Genomic DNA, 20,025 nt, shown 5'->3' on the forward strand with positions numbered 1-20,025 from the left:
TCAGCCTGAAGCTACAGCATCAATAATGGTGTTGTTCATTACTACACGTCCGACTGTTGTAAGGAGAAAGCGGCTAATTAAAGCGCCTTCTTCATCTAGGCGATCTCGTCGATAAGTCCATTGTTGAATCTGAGTACCATCTTCCAGAATTTGTGTATCTAGAGGAGAAGTCAATTCATCATCATCTTCTACTTCCCCATTAAAACGAACCCATACCCAATCATGAAGATTGATTCTTTTATCTTCGAAAGCATGAATTACATCTTCTAAGCCAGCGAAGGTTTTAGATTGATCTCCAAAATCTGGCTTAACTGCATCTGGTTGCAAAGCAGTTAAATAATAAGAACCAAGAACCATATCTTGAGATGGTGTCACTATTGGTTCCCCAGTCGCAGGAGAAAGAATATTATTGCTAGCAAGCATTAGCATTCTTGCCTCAGTTTGTGCCTCAATTGCTAGTGGGACGTGCACAGCCATTTGATCTCCATCAAAATCAGCATTAAATGCTGGACAAACCAATGGATGTAATTGAATTGCTCTACCTGCAACTAATTTCGGTTCAAAAGCTTGAATACCTAGACGATGCAAGGTAGGAGCTCTGTTTAACAAAATTGGATGCCCTTCTATAACCTCTTGCAAAACCTGCATCACCTCATCATCTGCACGTTGAATCAATTTCTTTGCAGCCTTAATGTTATTGACAATGTTTTGACGAATTAATCTATGAATTACGAAAGGCTGGAAAAGCTCTATTGCCATCTCCTTTGGTAGACCACATTGATGCATTTTCAATTTGGGGCCTACCACTATTACTGATCTACCTGAATAATCAACTCTCTTACCTAAAAGGTTTTGCCTAAATCTTCCTTGCTTACCTTCAATAATGTCACTCAAAGATTTCAAGGCTCGATTATTTGCCCCAACAACTGTTCTTCCTCTTCTCCCATTATCAACAAGAGCATCAACAGCTTCCTGAAGCATCCTCTTTTCATTTCGTACAATAATCTCAGGGGCCAATATTTCCTGAAGTCTTGCTAAACGATTATTCCTATTAATTACTCGTCTATATAAATCATTTAAATCAGAGGTGGCAAATCGGCCCCCATCTAATTGAACCATAGGCCGAAGATCTGGAGGAATAACTGGTATTGCATTTAGAACCATCCATTCTGGGCGGGCATTAGTTGCAATGAAATTATCAATTACTCTCAATCTCTTTATTAGTTTTGCTCTTTTCTGTCCTTTGCTACCAGTAATCTCTTCACGCAATTGTTCAGCAACCTCCTGCAAATCAAGATCTTCTAATAATTGCTTTAAGGCTTCTGCTCCTATACCTACTACAGGCTCATTTTCAATAGTAGAGTCTTCAGCATAGATTTCATCTTCCACTTCAAGCCATTCATCTTCCGTGAGTAATTGTTTGTACTTAAGATCTTTATGATCACCTTCATCAAGTACTACATAACAATTGAAGTAAACAATTTGCTCAACATCACGAAGTGGCATGTCCAGCAAAATAGCCACATAACTAGGAATACCCTTTAAATACCAAACATGTGAGACAGGAGCAGCTAAATTAATGAATCCCATTCTATGGCGACGTACTCTGCTTTCTGTAACTTCAACACCACAACGCTCACAAACAATTCCGCGATGTCTTACTCTTTTGTATTTACCGCAATGACACTCCCAATCTTTTGAAGGACCAAATATTTTCTCACAGAAAAGGCCATCCATTTCTGGCTTCAAAGTACGGTAATTAATAGTTTCTGGCTTTGTAACTTCACCAACAACTTGACCATTAGGTAGAGTACGTTGTCCCCAAGACATAACTCTTTCAGGAGAAGCCAAAGTAATTTTGACATAATCAAAATGATTCTCTGTTCTTAAATTGCTGTTAGTCATGACTAGTAAATAGTGTTAATTAAAAATGTAAGAAAACGGAGTAAAGATAGTTAATCCTCTTGATAATCAGAACCTAGAGATTCATAGGTTGGCCTACTTGGTGTACTTCTTCGAGGATTAACATCTTGCATTAAATCAACTTCTTTACCTTCATCTGTATAAACACCAATATCTAATCCTAGGGATTGAAGTTCTCGCATTAAAACCTTGAATGATTCGGGAGTGCCTGGTCTCGGGATAGGTTTACCTTTAACTATTGCATTCAAGGCCTCATTCCTACCTTGCATATCATCCGATTTAACAGTGAGCAATTCTTGCAATGTATATGCTGCACCATATGCCTCTAATGCCCAAACTTCCATTTCACCCAATCTTTGTCCACCTTGTTGAGCTTTTCCTCCAAGAGGCTGTTGAGTAACTAAAGAATAAGGACCTGTAGAACGAGCATGAATCTTGTCATCTACTAAATGAACCAATTTAAGGAAGTGAGAGTATCCAACTGCTACTGGTTGATCGAATGCCTCACCGGTTCTTCCATCTCTTAATAAAAGTTTTCCTGGATCATCTGGATTAAAGACCCATTCCTTTCCAGGTTGCTTAGCAGCTTCTTTTAGATAAAGCTGAACAGTTTCATAAGACTTTTCAGCTCCATACATTTCATCAAAAGGAACCACTTTAACTCTGCAATCAAGATTAGCTGCAGCCCATCCCATTAACAGTTCAAAAACCTGCCCTACATTCATTCTGCTCGGGACGCCAAGAGGATTCAATACAATGTCAACTGGAGTGCCATCTGGTAAATAAGGCATATCTTCTCGAGGCAAAATTCTACTGATTATCCCTTTATTCCCATGGCGTCCAGCCATCTTGTCGCCAACTTGAATCTTACGTCTTTGAGCAACGTATACCCTTACCACCATATTGGCGCCAGGGGGTAATTCGTCTCCTTGTTCTCGGGTATATATCCTTACATCAACAACTCTGCCTTTTTCAGTACTAGGGACCCTCAAAGAATTATCTCTTACATCGCGAGCTTTCTCTCCAAAAATTGCTCTCAAAAGCTTTTCTTCAGGCGGTTGATCAGATTCCCCCTTAGGGGTAACTTTACCTACAAGAATATCTCCACTTTCTACAAAAGCTCCTACACGAATAATCCCCATTTCATCAAGATTACCTAGGCTCTCTTCTGCAATATTGGGTATCTCTCTAGTAATCTCCTCAGGGCCCAATTTTGTTTGCCTAGCTTCTATTTCATACTTTTCTATATGGACGGAAGTATATAAGTCATCTTTGACTAATCTCTCGCTAACTAAAATTGCATCCTCATAGTTATATCCTTCCCAAGGCATGTACGCGATTAAAACATTTTGTCCCAGGGCGATTTCACCACCTTCACAAGCAGAACCATCAGCTAAAACTTGACCAATTATAACTTTGTCTCCATTCCTTACTATTGGTCTTTGATTAAGACAAGTATCTTGATTTGACCTTTGATATTTCTGTAACTCATGTAAATGCTCGCCACCCTCATCGTCAGTTACGACAATTGAATTTGCATCTACATAAGTGACTGTTCCATTTACCTGCGAAATAGGCACCATCCCAGAATCTCTTGCAACTTGAGTCTCTAATCCAGTACCAACAAGCGGCCGCTCAGGTCTTAAAAGTGGTACAGCTTGACGCTGCATATTTGATCCCATTAAAGCTCTGTTGGCATCATCATGTTCAACAAATGGGATAAGAGATGTTGCTACAGAAATAACTTGAACTGGAGAAAGTTGAACATAATCAACTTGAGCTGGCGGTACTTTTTCAAAATCTTGGCGATATCTGACTGGAATCAAATCTGCCAATATCATGCCATCTTTGTCAGTTGCAACATCACCTGGAGCCACTCGGCATTCATCTTCTAAATCTGCAGAAAGATAAATAGGGTCTCCTACTTTAATAACTCTTCCTTCCTCTACCTTCCAAAATGGGGTTTCTATAAAGCCATAAGAATTAACTCTCGCATGAGTAGCAAGTGAATTAATCAATCCTGCATTTGGCCCCTCAGGAGTTTCTATTGGACATAATCGACCGTAATGAGAAGGGTGAATATCACGAACAGCAAAACCTGCTCTCTCCCTTGTCAAACCTCCAGGACCTAAAGCAGATATACGCCTTTTGTGAGTTAATTCAGCAAGTGGATTAGTTTGATCCATAAACTGGCTTAACTGACTTGAGCCAAAAAACTCTTTAATAGCAGCTACAAGAGGTTTGGGATTAACAAGCTGAGCAGGTGTTAAGGAATCAGTCTCGCCAACTGTCATTCTTTCTTTAATAATTCTTTCTAATCGATTAAGTCCTACTCGAACTTGATTCTGAAGCAATTCACCAACTGATCTAACTCTACGGTTACCTAAGTGATCAATATCATCTAAAGTTGCTCCTCCAACATCAAGCTCTAAATTGATCAAATAGTCAATCGTAGAAAGAACATCTTCATGAGTCAATGTTCTGACTGAATCTGGAATAGTTAGTCTTAATTTCTTGTTAATCTTATATCTACCGACTCTACCTAAGTCATATCGTTTAGCATCAAAGAATCTACTTTGAAGTAGCTGCTGACCACCACTAACAGAAGGAGGTTCCCCAGGTCTTAGTTTCTTATAAAGTTCAAGAAGTGCCTGATCTTCGGAACTAATCCCTTCATCATCAGCCGCCTGAATAGACTTCTTATAATATTCTGGATGTCTTAACTTATCAATAACATCATTATCCGAGAGACCCATTGCCCTCATTAATACATGTGCATTTATTTTTCTGGTTTTATCGACTCTTACATGTAGAAGATCATTCTTGTCAGTTTCAAATTTTAACCAAGCTCCCCGATTAGGGATAACACTTGCATTATAAGTTCTTCTACCATTTTTATCCTGCTCATCTTTAAAATAAACACCAGGACTTCTTACAATTTGATTAACAATAACTCTTTCGGCACCATTAATGATAAATGTACCTCTTTCAGTCATTAATGGAAGTTCACCTATAAATACTTCTTGTTCTTTTATTTCACCAGTTTCTTTATTAACTAATCGACAAGTGACATACATTTGAGAAGCAAAAGTTGCATCTCTTCTTTTTGCTTCTTCAACATCATGTCTTGGACGCTTAAGTCTATATTCACTCCCAATAAAATGAAGTTCCAGCTTACCTGTATAGTCCGTTATTGGAGAAAAATTTTCAAGCTCCTCTATTAATCCTTTCTCTAGGAACCATTTGAAGCTTGCCCGCTGCACCTCAACCAAATCGGGCAGATATGTCGCGGTCTTAGCGACCTGAATCGCGCTTCTACTCATTCGAGAACCTACTGCTGAAAAAAGAAGGAACTAATCTTGGGGAAGGACCTAACTAAGTTGAATTGATGAATCACAATTCTGTCGCACTCCTCTATTAATAGAGAAAATACAAAGAACTGAATGGCTCAAATCAATCCAAATAAGAACGTCAATTGTCGAAACAATCCTTGTAGAGAGAAAAACTTCTCAAGATAGAGACGCAACAAACTACGCCAAACCCAAGACAATATCCAATATTACACTTATAACTTTTTTTTTTCTAGATAAATCACCAAATTATGGCAAACCGAACAATAATCTTGCATTAGAAGTACTTCTTTCTGCCACAAAAGCAAAGCTTTCCCCTCTTATATCAGCGACTTTAGAAGCCACTGCTTCAACATACGAAGGTTCATTCCTTTTACCTCTTTTAGGAACTGGCGCCAGAAAAGGGCAATCTGTTTCTATTAAAAACCGATCTTCTGGCACTTTTAAAGCACATTCATGAATTTTCGTAGCCTTTGGGAAAGTTACGGTTCCACTAAAACTTATATAAAAGCCAAAAGATAAAAACTTTTCCATTTCATGTACATCCCCACCCCAGCAATGCATTACCCCTTTTACTAAACGTCCTAATTCTTTAAGCTCTTGCAACAAGGAAATCATTGGAGTGGCAGCATCCCTGCAATGAACAATTACTGGCAAATCTAATTCAAATGCCAAATCAAGCTGAGGACGAAGCACTGCTAATTGTTCTTCTAAATTAGAATCTTTAAAAAGATCCAATCCCAACTCACCAATAGCAACAACTCTGGAATCTTGAAGCGCAGCCTTTCTTAAAACATCTATTGTTTCTATACCTCTCCAATGTTTTGTATCCAATGGGTGCACTCCAACAGAATATCGAAGCTCAGGGAATCTATCGGCTAAAGCCTTAATAGCGGGTATTTCAGAAGGCTCTACACAAGCATGTAAAAGACTTTTGACCCCAACGGCTCTCCATCGAGCTGCCACCTCTTCTAAATCATCTTCAAAATTAGGGAAAACGATGTGGCAATGACTATCTATAAGAGGACTACTTGTCACTTGCTAACTGCTTTTAAGAGAAACAAATTGCATCTTTCAATTATTTTTTAATTACTTCTAATAAAAGGAAACCTGATTTTATTTTATTTAACAACAGGTTCTATGGTTTTCTTAACAACAGAAGTCAATCTGGATTTCTGGTTAGCGCCAGTGTTTCTATGAAGAACGCCCGTTTTTACGGCCTTGTCAATCTTACTAAAAGCATCATTCATTGAATTCTGAATGTCTTTCTTAGCATCTTCACTAGGCTTCTCCGAATAAGCCCCACATGCTTCAAAACAACGCTTCATTAACGTTCTCATTGCAGACTTATAAGTCCTATTCTGAATTCGATTGCGCTCAGCAATCTGTATTCGCTTCTTGGCTGAATTGTTATTTGCCACCTTATGCTAGAAAATGCTTTGTAAGTTAGAAATTCTAGCCTAACAAACTAACTAAAAAAAATATCTTGTTCAAATAAAGGACAATTAAATAGAGAAGGATCTAACTTGGAGTAAGAGTTACCAGGTAAAAAGCTTGTCTGAAAGAAAGCAAATATTGAATTGCATTGATGATCCACAACAGGCTCTCATAATGCTGAAACGAATATCTGCTAGGACTTCATTGGAAGTTCAAGAAAATGCTATTTCCTCTGTACAAAATATTCTTACTGAAGTAAAGCAACTAGGTGATGAAGCCTTATTCCGACTTACAGAAAAATTTGATGGATTTATTCCTAAACCATTAGAAATAACTCCTGAACAGACATTAGAGGCTTGGGAGAAAACTCCTACACCTTTGCAAGAAGCCCTACAACTTGCAAAGAACCGAATCGAAGCATTTCACAAATATCAAATTCCAAAAGATTTTCTTAAAGAAGGGATTCATGGAGAACTTCTTGGAAAGAACTGGAGTCCAGTAGAAAAAGCAGGGATTTATATCCCAGGAGGAAGAGCCGCATATCCCAGTACAGTTCTTATGAATGCAGTTCCTGCCTTGGTAGCAGGAGTTAATGAAATTATTATGGTTTCACCTGCTGGCCCAAATGGTCAACTAAATAGAACTGTCCTTGCAGCAGCATATATTGCTGGAATTAAAAAAATCTTTCGTATTGGTGGTGCTCAGGCTATAGGCGCTCTCTCTTATGGAACGCAAACAATCCCCCGAGTAGATGTAATTAGTGGGCCAGGAAATTTATATGTAACTTTGGCAAAAAAATTGGTTTATGGACAAGTTGGCATTGATTCGCTTGCAGGGCCAAGTGAAGTATTAATAATTGCTGATCATAGTGCTGATGTTGAACAAGTGGCGACTGATCTGCTCGCACAAGCAGAACATGATCCTCTGGCTGCCTCAATCTTATTAACTACAGAGTCAAACCTTGCAAAGAAAATCAATTTAGAAATAGAGAATCAGTTAAAAGATCACCCTCGCTCAGCTATTTGCCGCAAATCATTAAAAGATTGGGGGCTGATAGTAATTTGCAAAGACATTAAATCTTGTGCTGCTTTAAGCAATAGTTTTGCCCCAGAGCATCTTGAATTATTAATTGAAAAGCCTTTCGAATTTATTTCTCAAATAAAAAATGCTGGAGCAATATTTCTAGGAGAATGGAGCCCTGAAGCTACTGGAGACTACCTAGCTGGACCAAATCACACTTTGCCGACTTCTGGAACCGCAAGATTCAGCAGTGCACTAAGTGTAGAAACTTTTATGAAAAGTACATCCATAATCAATTTCAACCAAGCAGCTTTGAATAAAACTAGTGCTGCAATAATGGAATTAGCTAATAGCGAAGGCCTACATAGCCACTCAAGGTCTATAGAAATAAGAAGGTCTAAGCCTTCTTCAGACGATTAACACTCGATACACCATTTTTAATTTCACCAACCAAAACTTCATCTGTCAGATTGACAAATAAACCATTCTCCAAAACTCCTGGAAAATTATTTATTTGTTTTTCAAGATTCTGAGGATCTGAAATTCCATCTGCAAATTGCACATCAAGGACTAAGTTCCCTTGATCAGTAACAATTGGCCCAGCTTTTTTCTCCGCCATTCGAAGATCAGATTTTGCTCCTAAGTCATTCAGCTCCTTTTGGACCAATTTCCAAGCCGCAGGTAACACCTCAACAGGAAGCTTAAATTCGAGATTTAACTTCTCTACAATTTTAGTTGAATCAACCACTACAACAAAACGATCTGCAATAGAAGCAACAAGTTTCTCTTGAACATGGCAAGCCCCTCCTCCCTTAATTAGCTGAAAATTAGGATCCACCTCATCAGCACCATCTATGGCTAAATCGATTTTGCTAACTGCTGAAAAAGCTCTTAAAGGTATCCCAAGCTGAGAAGCAAGTACTTCGCCTTGGAAAGAAGTTGGAACACCAATTATCTCTTTGAGGGAACCTTCTTTAAGTTTTTCACCTAAAGACTTAATCATCAAAGCAGCAGTAGACCCTGAGCCAAGACCAAGGATCATTCCGTCTTTTATCTCACCGATAGCCTCTTGAGCTACCGCTATTTTCATTTGTGTTTGCAGATCTGTCATCTAATAAAAAGAAAAATTGGACAAGGCACTTGCAAGTTTCCTAACTTATTCGAGGTAATGCTTCTGGTTGTATAGAAAGTTTTATCTCTCTATTATTTCGTAGAAGTTTTATTAGAAAAGGAGTGCCGATTCGCGAATTCTCGACTTTTTCCAGTAAAGCACTTGGGTCAGAAATTTCTTGTTCATCCGCTGAAATAATTAGATCCCCTCTTCTTAAACCAGCCTTTTCGGCTGGGCTATCAGATAATACTGATTGAACTAACGCACCTGATCTTTCAGGTAATTCAACTAAAGAATTTGGATCAAGATTATGCTCTTTAGCAATTTTTGCATCTAAAGGAATCAATTGCACCCCTAAATATGGATGAATCACCTCACCATTTGCTAATAACTGATCAGATATTCGTTTAGCTAGATTGATTGGTATAGCGAATCCAAGTCCGGCACCAGGACCAGATCGAACCAAAGTATTTATTCCAATAACTTCTCCCAAATAATTAACTAAAGGTCCGCCTGAATTCCCTGGATTTATAGCTGCATCTGTCTGTATTAAATCTAATCTTTTATCAGAGAATCCAAGACTATTAATATTCCTATGCAAGCTACTAACTATCCCTAGGGTTACTGTACGTTCCAATCCATAAGGAGTTCCTAAAGCTATAGCCCAATCTCCTACAGCAAGATCTTCAGAATTACCAAGAGGTGCAGCTTCTAATTTCGACAATAATTCTAATCTTACAAGTGCTAAATCTGTAACGAAATCTGTTCCGACAACACGTCCATTACTTTTCTCGCCATTAGCCATGGTGACACTTACCTCATCAACATTTTCTACAACGTGCGCATTAGTTAGTACTAAACCATTTTGATCAATAAGAACACCAGACCCCTGTCCTCTCTCTTTCTCTGGCCCAAGTGTTGGCTCCCCAAGCAAATCTCGCAATAAGGGGTCGATCAAAGTTGGGTCAAAAGGCTCATGCTCGACAGTTCTTTCTGTATCTATTCGAACAACCGCAGGTGCAACATTCTCAACAGCCTTCGCAACAAAGCTGTGCGTATATTCGTCAGACGCTTGAATACTCCCATAAATAGGGTTAACAGCGCCTAACAAAATAATTAAAGACAGAATCGATGCAAAATATCCTGGAAATCTCATAGAACTCTCAACATCACCGGCATTATTTATTTTAATGCTGAGAGCAAATCAACTGCAGCGAAGGTAAAAACAAAAATCTAGATGAGATAAAACCAATTCAATTATAGAAAAGTAAAAGATCATCCAGTAGAATTATCTTGTCTGACGGTTACCTCCATATGGAGGCAGATTAAATCAAAACCTGTTGGGCTTAAATCACCCAACTAGCATTTCTGCCTCTTGCAAAAGCATATCGTCAAAGATTTAGAACTTTTAGCAGCAAATGCGGCTGCTAAAGAGGGCTTTGAGATAATTAGGTTGGAAGTACTTGCCCAAATGAAGCCTATGAAAATTCAACTTCAAATTCGCCATAAAAATGGTAGTGATGTTTCTTTGGAAGATTGTTCTCGATTAAGTAGGCCAATTGGAGAAGTTATAGAGAATTCTAAATTAATTAATCAATCATATATTTTAGAAATTAGCAGCCCTGGTCTCAGTGATATCTTGGAAACAGATAAAGAGTTTGCAACATTCAAAGGGTTTCCAATTCAAGTTTCTACAAAAAATAAATCAAATTCTACAATTCTTCAAAATGGATTGTTACACACAAAATCAAAAGAACACCTGCTCATAAATATCAAAGGCAAAATGAGCAAAATACCAATAGACAATGTTATTCAAGTGCGACTAGCTAGTCCCACTGATTAGCATCAAAAAGATTAAACCAATCATTTCACATTTATTCCCCATCATCGATGGCATTAGTTCTTCTCCCTGGACTCAATAATTTAATCGAAGACATAAGTGAGGAGAAAAAACTCCCTGCTCAAGTCGTCGAAACAGCTCTTAGGGAAGCTTTGCTCAAAGGGTATGAAAGATATCGCAAAACGCTTTACTTAGGAATAAATGAGAATCCTTTTGAAGAAGAATATTTCAGCAATTTCGACATAGGTTTAGACCTTGATCAAGAAGGATATAGGGTATTAGCAAGCAAAATAATTGTTGAAGAAGTTGATAGTGAAGACCATCAAATAGCACTAGCAGAAGTAATGCAAGTCGCTGAAGATGCCCAAGCAGGTGACACTGTCGTACTTGATGTAACTCCAGAGAAAGAGGAGTTTGGTCGAATGGCTGCTTCAACCACAAAACAAGTTCTTTCGCAAAAGCTAAGAGATCAGCAAAGACGAATGATTCAGGAAGAATTTGCAGATCTTGAGGACCCTGTCTTAACAGCTCGCGTAATTCGTTTTGAACGTCAATCAGTGATCATGGCAGTAAGTTCTGGGTTGGGAAGGCCAGAAGTCGAAGCAGAGCTACCTAGGAGAGACCAGTTGCCAAACGATAACTATCGAGCCAATGCAACATTCAAAGTCTTTCTTAAAGAAGTTAGTGAAGTTCCTAGACGCGGTCCTCAGTTATTTGTGAGTCGAGCCAATGCAGGTTTAGTTGTTTATTTATTTGAAAATGAAGTTCCTGAAATCCAAGAAGGTTCTGTAAGAATTGTTGCTGTTGCTCGAGAAGCAAATCCCCCTAGTAGATCTGTAGGGCCACGGACAAAAGTTGCAGTAGATAGTATTGAAAGAGAAGTAGATCCAGTTGGAGCATGTATTGGAGCTAGAGGTTCAAGAATTCAACAAGTGGTCAATGAGCTTAGAGGGGAAAAAATTGATGTCATACGTTGGTCTACTGACCCAATTCAATACATTTGCAATTCTCTCAGTCCAGCCAGAGTTGAGAACGTAAGATTAGTAGACCCAGATGGGCAACACGCGCATGTACTTGTTCCTCCTGATCAATTAAGTCTCGCAATAGGTAGAGAAGGTCAAAACGTAAGACTTGCAGCCAGGCTAACTGGATGGAAAATTGATATTAAAAACTCTCAAGAATACGACCAATCTGCCGAAGATGCCATTGTGGCTGAGCTTATCACTCACAGAGAAGAAGAAGAATCCCTACAAAAAGAAGCCGAAGATCGCCTTGCTGCTGAGCAAGCTGCGAGGGCTGAAGAAGATGCTCGTCTAAGAGAGCTATACCCTCTTCCTGAAGATGAAGAAGAAGAATCTGAAAATATAGAAAACGACACAAGTAGTCTCGAAATGAATTACAACGATGAAGAAAGTAAAGATTCTTATATACCAGAAGAATCTAATTCCAATGAGGATAGAGAGCGGTGAAACGAAATTCCGTCCTGCGTCGCTGTGTTGCTTGTAAAAAGCTTGTTGACCGTAAGCAACTTTGGAGAGTAGTCAGGGACTATCAGGATGGCATTGTTCTCGATCAAGGTATGGGTAGATCTGCTTATCTATGTCCTTCAGAGAATTGCCTAAAAGAAGCATGGCAGCGAAAACGTTTGCAAAAAGCTCTGAGATGTCAGGTAAATGTAAGTGTTTTAGAGGTGCTGCAAAATAGATTGAATCACTGCAATGATTCAATTACTAAGGCAATATAAAAGATGTAACCCAAATCAAAGGGAACTACTGACAATTATTGCCTGTATCCACTCAAAAATTTAATGACCAGCAGCGGCAAAATCAGAATCTACGAGCTCTCCAGAGATTTACATCTGGAAAATAAAGATGTGCTTGACGCTGCAAACAAACTTTCAATATCAGCGAAGAGCCATAGCAGCTCTATTAGTGATGAAGACGCAACAAAAATCAAAAAGTTACTTTTGGCTCAAAAAAGTTCAAACTCTTCTTCGCCTCCAGCAAAGCAAAAACCAAACAAAGAAATACTAACCCTTAAGAAAGCCATTACTTCTCCTCCAACAAAGTCAGAAGCTAATGCAAAAACTAATGCTTCTCTAGACAAAACTTCCAGCCTAAAGAATAAGCCTGCTAGTCCAAAAAAGGAAATTCCAACATCTCCTAAACCTCCCTCTGCTGCGAAACAGAGAGTTGATGCGATAAAAAAACCAACTCCTTCAATATCTAAAAACAATTCATTAAAAGTACAGCCAACAATAAAAAAGCCTTCTTTAGTCTCTCCGAAACAACCAAATATTCCATCACCACCGATTGCACCAAATAAAGGAATCAAACCAACTATTAAAAGACAAGATTCAAATAATGAAAATCTTGAAACAAATAAAACCAAGGCAAAGCCAAATATTGTTAGCAAGCCCCAAGCCAGACAAATTAAACAATCCTCAGATTTAATTAATCGTTCTCCAAAAACATCTCCTAAGCAACCAATTCAAGAAATACAAACAAACAAGCCTAAAGCTCCTCAAAGACCAATAGCTCCGCCCCCACGACCAAAAGTACAGTCACAATTCAATCAAAAGCCTGGAAACAATAATCTAAGAGGCGGTCCAAATCAACGCAAAGGTATACCCCAAGGAGCCCCTTCAGGCCAACCAGGTAGTACAAAACATCCAAGGAATCTCCCTACAGGTTCGTACAAAGGAAATCGAGTAGAACTTGTAGGCGCACCTATTAGACGAAACACTAAGCCTGACAATGGTGGCAGAGGAGCAAGAGATGGTAACTTCCGTCAAGGAGGTCCAAATCAAGGTCCCCCAATATCGCGACAAGGTGGAGCTAGACGACAAGAAGGAGGCGGAGGGCGTGGTCAACAAATGAGACCACGCACAGGGATGCCTCCTGGCATGCGTAAGCCAGTAGCACCTGGAGAGCTTATGCAATTGCAGAAGCCAACAAGCAGCGCTACACCTCCTATAAAGCGTGGTGACCTTAATAAAGGTCCTAAAAAGGATGGCATCTCAACTGCCAAACCACCTGCTAACAGACCAACCCCTTCTGCAGCCCCTAAACGGCCGCCAGCAAGAACAGGTGCTCCAGGTTCCTCAAGAAAAAGAAAGCCTGATTGGGATGATGCCGCTAAACTTGAAGCTCTTAGAAACAAATCGCCTCAAAAGCAACGTCAAAAAGTTCACATTATTGGTGAAAACGATGATGCTTTAACTGCAGAAACAAGTGGCTTTGCAGGTGGAGGTCAAGCAGTAGTACTTTCAGCAAGTCTTGCACGCCCTGGCAAACCAAAAGCAAGCAAAAAAAGTGGTTCCAAGCCAACAGGTGCACTCCGCAAACGCAAAAAAGAATCAACTCGACAAAGGCAACGTAGAAGAGCTATGGAATTGCGAGCTGCTAGAGAAGCTAAGCAAATTCGTCCGGAAATGATTGTTGTTCCTGAAGACAACATCACCGTCCAAGAGCTTGCTGACAAACTGAGCGTAGAGAGTTCTGAAATCATCAAATCTCTTTTCTTTAAGGGCATTACCGCAACAGTTACTCAATCATTAGATCTATCAACAATTGAAACTGTCGCAGAAGAATTTGGTGTCCCTGTTTTACAAGACGACATCGAAGAGGCTGCAAAGAAAACTGTTGAGATGATCGAAGAAACAGATATCAAACACTTAACGAGAAGACCACCAGTAGTAACAGTTATGGGGCATGTAGATCATGGGAAAACAAGTCTTCTCGATGCAATTCGCAAAGCAAGAGTCGCAGCAGGAGAGGCGGGAGGCATTACTCAGCATATTGGCGCTTATCAAGTCGAAGTCGAACATGAAAAGAAGCTACGCACCCTAACATTTTTGGATACTCCTGGTCATGAAGCTTTCACAGCAATGCGAGCTAGAGGAACAAAAGTCACTGATGTAGCTGTTCTTGTAGTCGCAGCTGATGATGGCGTCAGGCCACAAACCTTAGAAGCTATTAGTCACGCACGCGCAGCAAAAGTGCCAATAGTAGTTGCTATTAACAAAATTGATAAAGAAGGAGCGTCTCCTGATCGCGTAAAACAAGAGTTATCTGAGCAAGAGTTAGTAGCTGAAGAATGGGGTGGAGATGTAGTAATGATGCCCGTAAGCGCAATAAAAGGAGAAAATATAGATAAGTTATTAGAAATGATTCTTCTAGTCACTGAAGTTGAAGACTTACAAGCCAACCCAGCACGGCTCGCTAAAGGAACTGTAATCGAAGCACATCTTGATAAAGCAAAAGGACCTGTGGCGACATTGCTAGTACAAAATGGCACATTGAAAGCAGGCGATGTTGTAGCCGCTGGGCCTGTGCTTGGAAAAGTTAGAGCAATGGTTGATGAAAATGGGAAACGACTAAAAGAAGCTGGTCCTTCATGCCCAGTGGAAGCTCTTGGATTTAATGAAGTACCTACAGCCGGAGATGAATTCGAAGTCTACCCCGATGAAAAATCCGCAAGAAGTGTAGTAGGTGAAAGAGCTTCTGATGCTAGAGCTACACGCTTAGCGCAACAAATGGCGTCAAGAAGAGTATCTCTTTCAGCAATGTCAGGCCAAGTGAATGATGGTGATCTCAAAGAGTTAAACCTTATTCTTAAAGCTGATGTGCAAGGAAGCGTTGAGGCCATACTAGGTTCATTAGAACAACTGCCAAAAGATGAAGTCCAAGTCAGAGTCCTCCTATCTGCTCCAGGTGAAATAACAGAAACAGATGTTGATCTTGCTGCCGCCTCCGGAGCAGTAATTATTGGGTTCAATACATCTATGGCTTCTGGAGCAAAAAAAGCCGCCGATGCAAACAGTGTTGATGTTCGAGACTATGAAGTCATTTACAAACTTCTTGAAGATATACAATTAGCAATGGAAGGTCTGCTTGAACCTGATTTAGTAGAAGAGAAAATTGGAGAAGCTGAAGTAAGAGCAATATTTACTATTGGCAAAAGTGCAGTTGCAGGCTGTTATATAACAAATGGGAAGCTACAGCGCAATTGCAAAGTCCGTGTTAAAAGAGCTGATCAAATTGTTTTCAATGGAGATCTTGACTCTTTGAGACGAAATAAAGATGTAGTTAAAGATGTCTCGAGTGGCTTTGAATGTGGAATAGGCTGCGATAGGTTTGCCAATTGGAAAGAAGGCGACACAATTGAAGGCTATAAATTAGTAACACAGCGCAGAAAGTTAAATACTTAAAGCATGAAAACTATCTTATCAACTCATGAAAAGAGATGATATTCTATAAACAACTATTAAGGTGAGATATAACTTGTTAGTCTTCTTCAATCATTTTTGGAGCGATCAATAAGCACTAAAGAAGCAAACAATACAAAGGCTGTAATCTGAATAATTAAATCGTTTTTCAAGACATTTTCACCAGCGAAAGATCTTATGCCCATAATCAAAAGGCCAATGCCAGCAGAAGCTGATAAGGCAAGCCATAAAACACGTCTTATCCCCCTAAAAGGGTTTCGAGACTCTTGTAAAAGTTTTTCACGAATGTTGGGATCTAAATTCAAGGTAAAGTTCCATTGTTAGCCGGTGTAGCTCAGGGGTAGAGCAACTGATTCGTAACCAGTAGGCCAGCGGTTCAATTCCGCTCACCGGCATATTTTGAATTCCAAGTCTAATCATTAAGTCACACAAGAAAATAACTCAATAACCAGAAGATTTATAAATACAACAAAGGAGAGGCCTAAATAGGCCTCTCCTTAATCCAACCGAAAGTATTAAAAATTAATTAATAAAGATTAGATAGAAAGATAACGAAGATTCTGGCTAATGGCACCTGGGGCCATATTTCTACTTGTAAGGCTTAACCTCCTTTAAGGGCACCTAAACGATGCATAGGAGTACCGACTAAATTGACGCACCTTAATCATTGATCCTTGTCAATTCAGACGAAAGCCCAATTTAAATTGAGACTGTTGGAGCAGGCACCAGAAGTCAGCGTGCTTCTAGTAAATGCTCAGGTGGAGTATCTACCGTCATAAGGCACCTCCGAGTTCGATACAAGTATCATTACTGGATATTTATTTCAACGCAATCAGTCTTAATGCCCATTGCGATTTGCTGGTAATTGGATGAAAATGAAAGATTGGCCTAAAAGGAAAAGGTCTGAACGAGTCTCGTAGATCAAACGTTTTTATACATGACAACTGAAAGCATTAAAAAAAGATAATTACTATTAATCCAGGAGAAAGATGCTATTTCAACTTAGCTACTAGCCATATCGGCATATAAGAAATCATCCATTAATAAAGAAGCTCATTGTCTGAAATTTTTTATTGAACAGAGAAAGAAGCATACTACTCTTAAATTATGACAAGTGAAGTCTAAATACCTCAAATAAATTAATCTTATTACGATAATTATTTTTTTAAATATAGATAATAGGTTCTAGTTATGATATTTAAGCATGTATTATATGCTTAAATATCTTTTGCTAACTTAATAATTAATTCCACCAATTCGTCTCCAAAACAATTAGAGTTTATTCTAGCCTTATTATTGGCATGAATAGATTTATCTGAGTTTAGTGTTTGAGGCTCTCTACTGTCACAACAATTACAAACTATATGCACTTTCCTGCCGTCCTTTTGTTCTTTAACTCTAGCAAATACCCAAGACTTAGCTTGTATGTTTGTCCAATTTTCAAATGGACCTTGGCAATCTATTTGCTTTTGACAAGTATCCTTATCACGAAAGATACCTGAATGCTGCAAGTGTTTATATCTGAAACCTTGCTGTCTAGCCTGCTTGATTCCTATGTGTGTAATTTGGGAGTGCAATTTTAGTGTAGTTATAAATAAGACTTAACTGAATATATATTAAGAATACAAAAATAAACAAAATAATCAAATATCAGAAGTCACATGAAGATGAGAAGCCTTCTAAAACAACTGGATAGATGCTGATATATCCTCTTAGAAGAACTCCTATAACAATTAATTCTCAAGTCTTTTAAGTGCATGATCACTATTCAATTGATTTAGGCTAGTAAAGTTAGGCAATGAGTAACCCTCAATCCAAGAAATTAAATGCCCTAAGGCAACCATCTTCGACTTTAGAGAATGCAAAAGTCTTGATTATAAGGTTGCCTTGCAACCCAATATTTCCAATAGGACCAATCTATTTAGCTGATCACCTCCATAAATGCTTTCCAACACTACCTATAAAAATTCTTGATCTTGCAGCCTTACCAAGTATTGATGTTGAAAGAGTTTTAATATCTAATATCAATAGTTTTCAGCCTACTCTTCTAGTTTTTTCTTGGAGAGATATACAAATTTATGCACCTGTTGATGGGCGAGGGGGCAATCCTCTTCAACATTCTTTTGAAGCATTTTATGCACAAAATCCACTAAAAAAAATAAGAGGTGCAATTGGCGGCTTGCGTTTGATGAAAAGTCATTATGGAGAACTCTGGCGCAATCAACGTTTAATAAAAAAAGGAGTTGAGCAAGCCAAAATTTATTTCAAAAATGCAATGGCTTTAGTTGGTGGTGGAGCTGTAAGTGTTTTTTATGAGCAACTTGGTAAATCTCTCCCCAAAGGAACCATTATTTCTATTGGAGAAGGAGAGCCTTTGTTAGAGAAATTGCTTTTGGGCAAGAGTATTAACGAAGAAAGATGTTTTATTGTTGGTAAAACTCCTAGATCAGGATTAATACATGAGCAACCAAAAAGTGCTATTAAAACTGCCTGTGATTATTCATACATTGCCTCTATTTGGCCTCAATTGAACTGGTATCTTGATGGAGGCGACTTTTATATAGGTGTTCAAACTAAGAGAGGTTGTCCACATAATTGTTGCTATTGTGTTTATACAGTAGTCGAGGGTAAACAAGTCAGAGTAAACCCTGTCGAAGAAGTTATTAGTGAAATTCGTCAATTATATAAATTAGGTGTTAGAAATATATGGTTCACTGACGCTCAATTCATACCAGCTAAGCGTTATATAGAAGATGCCAAAGAACTCCTCAAAGCTATTAAAAAAGAGAAGATGGATGGGATACGTTGGGCTGCATATATCCGAGCAGACAACTTAGACGCCGAGCTCGCAAAACTAATGGTTGAAACAGGTATGAGTTACTTTGAGATTGGGATTACATCTGGATCTCAAGAGTTGGTTAGAAAAATGCGAATGGGATACAACTTAAGGACTGTAATTGAGAACTGTATTTTACTTGCTAATGCTGGTTTTAAAGATCATGTCTCTGTCAATTACTCATTCAATGTCATTGATGAAAGGCCTGAAACCATTCGTCAAACAATTGCCTACCATAGAGAACTAGAAAGGATTTTTGGAGTGAAGAAAGTTGAGCCAGCCATCTTCTTTATAGGGCTACAACCTCATACTCATCTTGAACAATATGGCTTTGACAAAGGTCTTCTCAAACCAGGCTACAACCCTATGAGCATGATGCCATGGACAGCTCGAAAGCTTTTGTGGAATCCAGAACCAATGGGCAAAACATTCGGGAGAATATGTTTAGAAGCATTTGACTCTTGTCCAAATGACTTTGGGCGTACAGTTATGAACTTATTGGAAAGAGATTATGGAGTTGCACCTTTAGCAGAAGCATTGCGCGCTCCATTAGAAGGACGTTCAGCTATAGCAAAAGCAGTTCGATAACAAAAGAGAGTCAACGCAAGACATACAATTCCTATAAGGCCTCCAATTGGGTTAGGAGTAACTGAACCTGGACCTACAATCCAAGTAGGTGTAGTCGGAAGAATTTCTATCAAGTCAGCATCAATAAGAAACCATAAGCCAACCAAACCTCCATGTAAGCCTATACAACCACTTAATGACCCATTGTCGAGTATCCTTCTTAAAGCAAGAACTAACCCCAATAGAAATAACCCTATCAAAAGACTTATTAATTCAACAAAGGATAAATCAGATTTTATCAGCGCACTCAAATGAGCCAAGCTAAAAATTCCAGCTTGTAAGAAAATACCTTTAGAAGCTCCTACTAATAAGTTAGCTTCACCCCACAACCAACTTCGAAAAACCAATTCTTCTGCAAATCCAACACCTATACCGAGAAACACAGCATTTATGAAATTGGCAATGCTAATTCCACCACCTACCAAATCACCCCAAGAACCTAGGAAAATAGGTGCAAGTATGCAAACCAATAACACTCCAGCCCAACAAAACCCCCTAAAAAATGATCTAACAGAATGCTTACTAGCTAAACCACTCAATCCTAAAGCAAGAGAAGGTTTTCTATAGCGCCATCTAAACTTTACCCAACTTGGGAGTGTAAATAAAAAGAAAGTAAAGGTAAATAATGTACCTACTAAAGAAAGATCATTC

At 38.8% G+C, this 20,025-nt stretch carries 15 protein-coding genes and 1 tRNA gene; 7 read left to right on the forward strand and 9 right to left on the reverse strand.

Features of this window, described 5'->3' with window-relative positions:
• The 4 genes from PRO_RS08025 to rpsT all read right to left on the reverse strand — a co-directional run bounded on the left by PRO_RS08025 (position 1) and on the right by rpsT (position 6,694).
• Positions 1–1,905 carry a DNA-directed RNA polymerase subunit gamma gene (locus PRO_RS08025; protein WP_011125789.1) on the reverse strand — a complete coding sequence of 635 codons (1,905 nt, stop codon included), beginning with the start codon at positions 1,903–1,905 and terminating at the stop codon, positions 1–3.
• A gap of 50 nt (positions 1,906–1,955) precedes the next feature.
• The gene (gene rpoB, locus PRO_RS08030; RefSeq protein ID WP_011125790.1) at positions 1,956–5,246 is read right to left on the reverse strand and encodes a DNA-directed RNA polymerase subunit beta; all 3,291 of its coding nucleotides are present in this window, start codon (positions 5,244–5,246) and stop codon (positions 1,956–1,958) included.
• Between the two features lie 276 nt (positions 5,247–5,522).
• Positions 5,523–6,311, reverse strand: a complete 789-nt coding sequence (locus PRO_RS08035) for a TatD family hydrolase (RefSeq protein WP_011125791.1) — start codon at positions 6,309–6,311, stop codon at positions 5,523–5,525.
• A gap of 83 nt (positions 6,312–6,394) precedes the next feature.
• Positions 6,395–6,694: a 30S ribosomal protein S20 gene (gene rpsT, locus PRO_RS08040; RefSeq protein WP_011125792.1), complete on the reverse strand. Its 300-nt coding sequence runs from the start codon at positions 6,692–6,694 to the stop codon at positions 6,395–6,397.
• A 133-nt stretch (positions 6,695–6,827) separates the two neighbouring features.
• Between rpsT and hisD the strand changes: the two genes are divergently transcribed.
• Positions 6,828–8,150 (forward strand): histidinol dehydrogenase, encoded by a 1,323-nt coding sequence (gene hisD / locus PRO_RS08045; protein ID WP_011125793.1) that lies wholly within the window; start codon positions 6,828–6,830, stop codon positions 8,148–8,150.
• On the opposite strand, the gene rpiA is transcribed toward hisD, so the two are convergent.
• Both rpiA and PRO_RS08055 read right to left on the reverse strand, forming a co-directional pair.
• Positions 8,128–8,841 (reverse strand): ribose-5-phosphate isomerase RpiA, encoded by a 714-nt coding sequence (gene rpiA / locus PRO_RS08050; RefSeq protein ID WP_011125794.1) that lies wholly within the window; start codon positions 8,839–8,841, stop codon positions 8,128–8,130. The genes hisD and rpiA overlap by 23 nt on opposite strands.
• Before the next feature lie 40 nt (positions 8,842–8,881).
• Positions 8,882–9,997 carry a trypsin-like peptidase domain-containing protein gene (locus PRO_RS08055; RefSeq protein WP_011125795.1) on the reverse strand — a complete coding sequence of 372 codons (1,116 nt, stop codon included), beginning with the start codon at positions 9,995–9,997 and terminating at the stop codon, positions 8,882–8,884.
• Between the two features lie 219 nt (positions 9,998–10,216).
• Here PRO_RS08055 and PRO_RS08060 point away from each other — a divergent pair, with 219 nt between their 5' ends.
• The 4 genes from PRO_RS08060 to infB all read left to right on the forward strand — a co-directional run bounded on the left by PRO_RS08060 (position 10,217) and on the right by infB (position 15,893).
• Positions 10,217–10,684: a ribosome maturation factor RimP gene (locus tag PRO_RS08060; protein ID WP_011125796.1), complete on the forward strand. Its 468-nt coding sequence runs from the start codon at positions 10,217–10,219 to the stop codon at positions 10,682–10,684.
• 47 nt (positions 10,685–10,731) lie between these two features.
• Complete coding sequence (nusA, locus tag PRO_RS08065; protein ID WP_011125797.1) at positions 10,732–12,150, forward strand: transcription termination factor NusA; 1,419 nt, start codon at positions 10,732–10,734, stop codon at positions 12,148–12,150.
• Positions 12,147–12,425, forward strand: coding sequence for a YlxR family protein (locus PRO_RS08070; protein WP_011125798.1), 279 nt, complete (start codon positions 12,147–12,149; stop codon positions 12,423–12,425). The genes nusA and PRO_RS08070 overlap by 4 nt, the downstream gene beginning before the upstream one ends.
• Positions 12,426–12,488: 63 nt before the next feature.
• A complete protein-coding gene (gene infB, locus PRO_RS08075; RefSeq protein ID WP_011125799.1) occupies positions 12,489–15,893 on the forward strand; it encodes a translation initiation factor IF-2 in 3,405 nt (1,134 codons plus the stop codon).
• Between the two features lie 86 nt (positions 15,894–15,979).
• On the opposite strand, the gene PRO_RS08080 is transcribed toward infB, so the two are convergent.
• The gene (locus PRO_RS08080; RefSeq protein ID WP_011125800.1) at positions 15,980–16,216 is read right to left on the reverse strand and encodes a DUF3493 domain-containing protein; all 237 of its coding nucleotides are present in this window, start codon (positions 16,214–16,216) and stop codon (positions 15,980–15,982) included.
• Positions 16,217–16,234: 18 nt separating this feature from the next.
• Between PRO_RS08080 and PRO_RS08085 the strand changes: the two genes are divergently transcribed.
• Positions 16,235–16,306: transfer RNA gene (locus PRO_RS08085), tRNA-Thr, on the forward strand.
• An 822-nt stretch (positions 16,307–17,128) separates the two neighbouring features.
• On the opposite strand, the gene PRO_RS08090 is transcribed toward PRO_RS08085, so the two are convergent.
• Entirely contained in the window at positions 17,129–17,488 is a 360-nt protein-coding gene (locus tag PRO_RS08090; protein WP_011125801.1) for a hypothetical protein, read from the reverse strand.
• A 221-nt stretch (positions 17,489–17,709) separates the two neighbouring features.
• Here PRO_RS08090 and PRO_RS08095 point away from each other — a divergent pair, with 221 nt between their 5' ends.
• Complete coding sequence (locus tag PRO_RS08095) at positions 17,710–19,335, forward strand: photosystem II high light acclimation radical SAM protein (protein WP_011125802.1); 1,626 nt, start codon at positions 17,710–17,712, stop codon at positions 19,333–19,335.
• Here PRO_RS08095 and PRO_RS08100 read toward each other — a convergent pair.
• Complete coding sequence (locus PRO_RS08100; RefSeq protein WP_225866387.1) at positions 19,257–19,913, reverse strand: CPBP family intramembrane glutamic endopeptidase; 657 nt, start codon at positions 19,911–19,913, stop codon at positions 19,257–19,259. The genes PRO_RS08095 and PRO_RS08100 overlap by 79 nt on opposite strands.
• Between the last annotated feature and the right edge of the window lie 112 nt (positions 19,914–20,025).

Source organism: Prochlorococcus marinus subsp. marinus str. CCMP1375, assembly GCF_000007925.1.
Lineage (GTDB): Bacteria > Cyanobacteriota > Cyanobacteriia > PCC-6307 > Cyanobiaceae > Prochlorococcus_E > Prochlorococcus_E marinus.

Coding starts and splice junctions, on each gene's coding strand:
- rpoB (WP_011125790.1), bottom strand. CDS start 5,246: ATGAGTAGAAGCGCGATTCAGGTCGCTAAGACCGCGACATATCTGCCC.
- PRO_RS08095 (WP_011125802.1), top strand. CDS start 17,710: ATGAGTAACCCTCAATCCAAGAAATTAAATGCCCTAAGGCAACCATCT.
- nusA (WP_011125797.1), top strand. CDS start 10,732: ATGGCATTAGTTCTTCTCCCTGGACTCAATAATTTAATCGAAGACATA.
- rpiA (WP_011125794.1), bottom strand. CDS start 8,841: ATGACAGATCTGCAAACACAAATGAAAATAGCGGTAGCTCAAGAGGCT.
- PRO_RS08055 (WP_011125795.1), bottom strand. CDS start 9,997: ATGAGATTTCCAGGATATTTTGCATCGATTCTGTCTTTAATTATTTTG.
- PRO_RS08025 (WP_011125789.1), bottom strand. CDS start 1,905: ATGACTAACAGCAATTTAAGAACAGAGAATCATTTTGATTATGTCAAA.
- infB (WP_011125799.1), top strand. CDS start 12,489: ATGACCAGCAGCGGCAAAATCAGAATCTACGAGCTCTCCAGAGATTTA.